Below are 6340 nucleotides of genomic sequence, written 5' to 3' on the forward strand. Positions count from 1 at the left end.
ATTGATTATATTTGGATCGTTGGTCAACGTTACGCCGTTGGCGTACGCCATGTTCAGGTAGATCATTCAAGGAGAAACCAATTCTCCCCTGATTTAGCCAATTATAAATAGACCTCGATTTAAAATTGAAGTGCAACACCTGCTCTACTAGACCAGTTCTTTATTCAGACTAGTCAAAAAGGCCATGAAGACCTATTCTTAATTCACCACAAACAAGAAAGAGGTATCTTCATGACCCGAATTAAGAATATCATATCTAATCAGTATCACCAACTCAATTTAGCTGAACGTGGTCGAATTGAATCCCTAAGGGACTTAGATTGGTCTATCCGCCGGATTTCCCAGGCCCTTCATCGTAATCCCAGCACGATTTCACGTGAATTAAAACGTGGGACAACGACACAGATTAACGCTAGTACTCATATCTTTGAACAGTCATATCTGGCAGAAACTGGTGAAGCAATTTATCGTAAGCACCGACTAAATAGCTGTTATCGTGGACTCTTTGATCATTGTCAAACCTTCTGTAATGCTTTGGTGACAGCTTTAAAAGCGCGTCCCAGGATGCATAGTGTGGATACTTTTGTCCACCAATTCAAGACTGATCACCCAAGGCTTGTCTGCCCCTCAACACCGACGGTGTACCGGTATATTGATGACCAGCGTTTAGCTATCCGCAATTCAGACCTACCAGCTAAACTACGTCGCCGGATTAAATGCCCCGGGGCAAAGCATCATCGAATCAATAAGAAAAATCTGGGCCATTCAATCGAAGAGCGTCCCGCCATGGTTCAAGCGCGTCAAGAGCTTGGACACTGGGAAGGTGACTTGGTCAAAGGCAAACGGGTTGAATCTGAGCCAGCATTAATGACTTTGACTGAACGTGTTAGTCGCTTAGAGATCATCGTTAAACTTCCCAATTATCATGCCGACACTTGCTTGAAAGCCCTCCAGAATACCTTATATGACTATGGAACCGAGCACTTTAAAACCATTACTTTTGATAATGGTGCTGAGTTCTCAAGCTTGAGTCAAGTCAAGGGAACTGACATCTACTTTGCCCATCCTTATTCACCATGGGAACGTGGAACCAATGAGAACACTAACGGCCTTTTGCGCGAGTTCTTCCCGAAGGGCAGATCCTTGGCTTCGGCCTCACTCATTGACATTCAGCTGGCTCAAGATACCTTAAACAACCGGCTACGGCGGTCATTGAACTATCGCTGCCCAGCCGATCTAATGCCTGAACTAGCTTAGCAACTAGACCACTTCTAAGAATAGATTCTTAGTGTTGCACTTGATTTGACAATTGAGGAAAAAATTCACAATTTAACTATAACATTTCAGGCCTCGGGTGCAAGCCCCTATCTTTTAGCACTTTTTTTCGAAACATCCATAAAAATGGACGCATCGTCCAATTCTTTCAAGCACGCCCGGTTCAGACTCGCTATGATGAACTTATCAAAAAGAAAAGAGGTTTTATACATGACAAACTTCAAACTAGATATCGAAATCAACAATGAGACTTACACTGAAACGCAATTGAATCGTTACAAGTACGAGCGCGCGCTTCACTTTCTGCATGAGGTCATCGACCTTGGTTTCACGCCAAAAACATCTGATGGCCAATCGGTAACCCCCATCGAGCTTAATTGGATGACACCAGCCGACGTTCTGGCATTGGCGGTCGCCACCCACACCGCAATGGGTTCAGCAGGAACGCTAGACCTTTTTAAGGACATTTTGATAGATTCAGACAATCGCTGGCATGCGTTCAACCAACGGCCAATTGAAGAACAGGGCGTCTGGATCGGCACCACACACCTCACCGCCCACAGCATTGACCCAGCAAGTTTTGGAATGGCCATGGGCGGCCTTCAAAATGGTAATATTCCGTTTCAAATCATGCCCGAACATTACTACTTTGCCGGTGATATTACCAAGGAGCCGCAAACTATCATGGAAACCTTTGGCATGCTGGGCGAACCCACATTGACGTACGGTACCGGCGGCAAAGAAATTCCAAGCTATGTCAATGTTGACCGGTTAACTGACCACCCCGGTATTTTAGCAGGCGAAACATTTTTGAAGCACGATGATTTCAACATTCATGTCGGCGCTATCCACCAAATTCAACCGCTACCAGACGGACTGGATATCATTTCATCCTATTTCTGCCCGAAAGACGCGCCTAAGGCCATTGCGGAGGGCCACACTATCCACTTTGCGTTAGAACTTGGCGGGGCCTTGCAAATCGCTGCACAGCAACAAGCCTAAGCATACCCGATGAAACCATTATCAACAATCAATAGCATTAAAATGACTGTCTTAACACAACTCGTTTGTCGCGCATAAACTTGTGACAAACGGCTCTTAATCTATATAAGCGACCCCTCTGAATGCCAGTTTGGATTTTCAGAGGGGTCGTTTATATTCTGGTGCACAAAAGGCTGACGCCAATTTTTGACGACTAAAAACACACATGCATTTTGTGCACTGCGTCTTGATCGCTGAAACGGACGCCGAGAGACAGCCCGCGCAACACGCTACTTGGTCGTCAATGTCACAATCATTTTCATATACTGGTTTAAGAATTGCGCCAGCTGAGCCGTGGACAACTCATCGTCATGCTGAGACCACCACTTCAGCAGTGACCATCTCGCACCGTCGACCGCTTGCTGAATCAGCTGTTGCTCCAATGGCGGTTGTTGCGGGGCGTTTTTGAAATATTCCGTTAATTTTTCATCGAAGAACTGGTTCATTTTACGTTCAAAATAAGGATCGCCATTAGGACCCAAAAGACGCTTAAAAGTCGGCATTTGTGCCGTAATTGATGTCAGTTTGTTGAGCAATTCATCAGTGGGATGACTGGCATCATACACCGTTTGCGGAGCGTATTTTGTCACCGCCAGCGATTCCAGAAACTGGTCTTCAATGTCCTCTAAAACATCCAACACCGAATCATAGTAGAGGTAAAAACTGCCGTGACTGACGCCGGCTTCAGCAATCAGCGTCTTAACCTTGATTTGGTCGAAACGTTGTGATGCTAATAGCTTCAAATAGGCCGTCCGCAATCGCGCATCGATCGGTATTTTCGTTGGTTTGCGTTTGGTCATTTCGTCAGCCTCGCTTCCAAGTCATTTCATACGCAACCTGTTTGACGTCTTCTGCCATGCGGGTTGCGGAGATCACAAATCGTTCACGTTCATAAAACCTGACTGCCCCAGCGTTAGCTTCAAAGACACTCAGCGTCAGTTTGGCATATCGCTGTTTCAGGTGCATGAGCAGGCGATGGCCAATGTGCTGATTGCGCATTTCGTCAGCCACAAACACCCCTGCGATGTAACCGTTCTGCACCCCTACGAAACCAACAATGCGGCCAGTGTCAGTCATGGCAACGGTCAGTTCTGCTTGCGGCAACGCTGCCCGTACTTCTGCTTCATGCGAGCGCCAATACTGACTGGGAACAAAACTATGTGCTTGCAGATTGCTGGTCAACCAGATGTCCATAAGCGTGTCTAGTTGGTGTTCGGTAACTTTGCTGAGGGTTTGGATCATTCGAAGCGCTCCTTTGCTGATAGGTTGCCCCTATTCTACCGCGTTTTAGTGATTGTAACCATTACCAGCTATCTGCTTCAAAACAAGCTTGATCCTTATACCGTTCATGACTGAAACCAACTAGAATGATTACCCGGGAAGAATCTCCTTATTTCCCAGGAAATACCGAAGACAGTCGCAATCGCTCAAATGACAGTCAGGCAAGCGGGCTTTTTAACCAGACCTTGCGTATACTGAATAGCGTAGGAGGGACGCTCATGGATTTCAAACGTCAAATCAAAACGATTCGCACGCAACACCAGCTCACCCAGGCAGAACTGGCTGCCAAACTACACGTGTCCCGGCAAACGATTTCCAGCTGGGAAACTGGCCGAAACCTGCCCGACCTGGAAACCGTTGTGATGATAGCCCAGGTTTTTCATGTCACGCTAGATGCTTTAATTTTAGGAGATCAAACGATGCAAACAAAATTGTTTAAAGATGGTAATCAGACCCACCGCGCCCGCTTAAATTTAGCGGCTGCCATCGTCTTCTTACTTGGTGTGGGTAGTTTCCTGTTTGAAGCGTTTCTCGCACCAACCTGGATCGGCGCCAACGGCATCTTACACGAGCCGTTTTTCTTCCTGTTGCCCGTGGGTTACCTGCTGATTTTTGCGGCCTTCATTATTCTTTGCATTAGCTTAGTTCATCGCTTGCTGCACAAGTGATTGACTTGTGTCCGCGATACCTGTTTGTATGCATCATAGTCACACAAAAACGGCTTCGATTTTAGAAAATCGAAGCCGTTATTTGTTTAAGCAAATAATTTAAGGACGTGACTAATACTCCGCTCAATTTCATCTGTTGAGGGTAATTTTCCAACTTTTAAGACGTAATTCATCATGCCAATTGATAGTGAATCGAGAATTGCCTGTTCAAATTCACTAGGATGCTGATTCAATATTTGGCTCACAGCCCACGACATGTGGTCGCGGAGACTTTGGTTAAAATCAAAACGGTCTAAATGAATGGCCCGCAATACTAAAATTTGATTGCGATAGGTCGCAACCAATTGGCGAATATCTGGTAACAGTGTGTTAAATGCCGAGATAAACGAGACGTTTTTCTTGGCTAACGCAACGCGCTCTTTCAACATAGTCTCATAGGCGTTAGTCACCTGCTGACTCATTTTTTCAGCCAAATCATACTTATCGGTATAGTGTTTGTAGAACGTCTGACGGTTGATCATCGCCTCACTGGCAATCTTGCTGACCGTCACGCTATCAAATCCTCGTGCCAGTACCAGTTTCACAAAAGCATCCTGAATGGCTCGATCGGTTCGTCTTACTCTTAAATCAGTCATCGAACCCCTCCAATCACCATTATTATAACAACTGAGTGGTTAAACGACAAGTGTTCGATTATTGTCATCTTAAGTGCCGTTTGTCAGCATTTTGTTCATTGTTTTGTCCGCTGCCTCCACCTAAACTAATACCCGGAATGTCAACTCAAGCGCAACACCATGGAGCCAGGCCGTGAGCTAGCTTGCAAGTGCGGCCTCAATAAGCTCGGCGGCGTTAGCGTAGCCGAGTGTCATGCGATGTTTTTGATTCAGCGCCTCTTGAACCTTTGCGATGTCATCATCAGAGAAACCATGTAGCGATAGACCCTTAGGGATGTACTCTCGAATCAAACCGTTCTGGTTCTCGTTACTGCCACGTTCCCAAGGTGAGTAAGGGTGCGCAAAGTAGATCTGAGGCCCTTGAATCTGGTCCAACAGTTTGAACTCAGAACCGTTATCAAAAGTGATGGTCTTAAAGTGCTCGGTTCCATAGTCATATAAGGTATTCTGGAGGGCTTTCAAGCAAGTGTCGGCATGATAATTGGGAAGTTTAACGATGATCTCTAAGCGACTAACACGTTCAGTCAAAGTCATTAATGCTGGCTCAGATTCAACCCGTTTGCCTTTGACCAAGTCACCTTCCCAGTGTCCAAGCTCTTGACGCGCTTGAACCATGGCGGGACGCTCTTCGATTGAATGGCCCAGATTTTTCTTATTGATTCGATGATGCTTTGCCCCGGGGCATTTAATCCGGCGACGTAGTTTAGCTGGTAGGTCTGAATTGCGGATAGCTAAACGCTGGTCATCAATATACCGGTACACCGTCGGTGTTGAGGGGCAGACAAGCCTTGGGTGATCAGTCTTGAATTGGTGGACAAAAGTATCCACACTATGCATCCTGGGACGCGCTTTTAAAGCTGTCACCAAAGCATTACAGAAGGTTTGACAATGATCAAAGAGTCCACGATAACAGCTATTTAGTCGGTGCTTACGATAAATTGCTTCACCAGTTTCTGCCAGATATGACTGTTCAAAGATATGAGTACTAGCGTTAATCTGTGTCGTTGTCCCACGTTTTAATTCACGTGAAATCGTGCTGGGATTACGATGAAGGGCCTGGGAAATCCGGCGGATAGACCAATCTAAGTCCCTTAGGGATTCAATTCGACCACGTTCAGCTAAATTGAGTTGGTGATACTGATTAGATATGATATTCTTAATTCGGGTCATGAAGATACCTCTTTCTTGTTTGTGGTGAATTAAGAATAGGTCTTCATGGCCTTTTTGACTAGTCTGAATAAAGAACTGGTCTAGTAGAGCAGGTGTTGCACTTCAATTTTAAATCGAGGTCTATTTATAATTGGCTAAATCAGGGGAGAATTGGTTTCTCCTTGAATGATCTACCTGAACATGGCGTACGCCAACGGCGTAACGTTGACCAACGATCCAAATATAATCAAT

General features: G+C 45.6%; 7 protein-coding genes and 2 pseudogenes. 4 read left to right on the forward strand and 5 right to left on the reverse strand.

Going from position 1 to position 6340, the window contains the following annotated elements:
• Positions 1-115 (reverse strand): annotated as a pseudogene (locus tag EKM99_RS15230) (IS30 family transposase); the annotation flags it as partial.
• A gap of 116 nt (positions 116-231) precedes the next feature.
• Between EKM99_RS15230 and EKM99_RS15235 the strand changes: the two are divergent.
• Together EKM99_RS15235 and EKM99_RS15240 are read left to right on the forward strand one after the other, a co-directional pair.
• Positions 232-1257, forward strand: coding sequence for an IS30 family transposase (locus tag EKM99_RS15235; RefSeq protein WP_125584170.1), 1026 nt, complete (start codon positions 232-234; stop codon positions 1255-1257).
• A gap of 228 nt (positions 1258-1485) precedes the next feature.
• Positions 1486-2277 carry a hypothetical protein gene (locus tag EKM99_RS15240; protein WP_125584171.1) on the forward strand — a complete coding sequence of 264 codons (792 nt, stop codon included), beginning with the start codon at positions 1486-1488 and terminating at the stop codon, positions 2275-2277.
• 269 nt (positions 2278-2546) lie between these two features.
• Here the strand turns inward: EKM99_RS15240 and EKM99_RS15245 are convergent, their stop codons facing one another.
• Both EKM99_RS15245 and EKM99_RS15250 read right to left on the reverse strand, forming a co-directional pair.
• Positions 2547-3116: a TetR/AcrR family transcriptional regulator gene (locus tag EKM99_RS15245; protein WP_054760374.1), complete on the reverse strand. Its 570-nt coding sequence runs from the start codon at positions 3114-3116 to the stop codon at positions 2547-2549.
• Positions 3117-3120: 4 nt separating this feature from the next.
• Positions 3121-3558: a GNAT family N-acetyltransferase gene (locus EKM99_RS15250; protein ID WP_054760372.1), complete on the reverse strand. Its 438-nt coding sequence runs from the start codon at positions 3556-3558 to the stop codon at positions 3121-3123.
• 257 nt (positions 3559-3815) lie between these two features.
• Between EKM99_RS15250 and EKM99_RS15255 the strand changes: the two genes are divergently transcribed.
• A complete protein-coding gene (locus EKM99_RS15255; protein WP_054760370.1) occupies positions 3816-4265 on the forward strand; it encodes a helix-turn-helix domain-containing protein in 450 nt (149 codons plus the stop codon).
• An 86-nt stretch (positions 4266-4351) separates the two neighbouring features.
• Here EKM99_RS15255 and EKM99_RS15260 read toward each other — a convergent pair whose 3' ends face one another.
• Together EKM99_RS15260 and EKM99_RS15265 are read right to left on the reverse strand one after the other, a co-directional pair.
• Positions 4352-4900: a TetR/AcrR family transcriptional regulator gene (locus EKM99_RS15260; RefSeq protein WP_056997072.1), complete on the reverse strand. Its 549-nt coding sequence runs from the start codon at positions 4898-4900 to the stop codon at positions 4352-4354.
• 177 nt (positions 4901-5077) lie between these two features.
• Positions 5078-6109, reverse strand: a complete 1032-nt coding sequence (locus EKM99_RS15265) for an IS30 family transposase (RefSeq protein ID WP_125584172.1) — start codon at positions 6107-6109, stop codon at positions 5078-5080.
• Positions 6110-6225: 116 nt separating this feature from the next.
• Between EKM99_RS15265 and EKM99_RS15270 the strand changes: the two are divergent.
• A pseudogene (locus tag EKM99_RS15270) lies at positions 6226-6340 on the forward strand (IS30 family transposase); the annotation flags it as partial.

Origin of the sequence: Levilactobacillus cerevisiae (assembly GCF_003946245.1) — a bacterium.
GTDB classification, from domain to species: domain Bacteria; phylum Bacillota; class Bacilli; order Lactobacillales; family Lactobacillaceae; genus Levilactobacillus; species Levilactobacillus cerevisiae.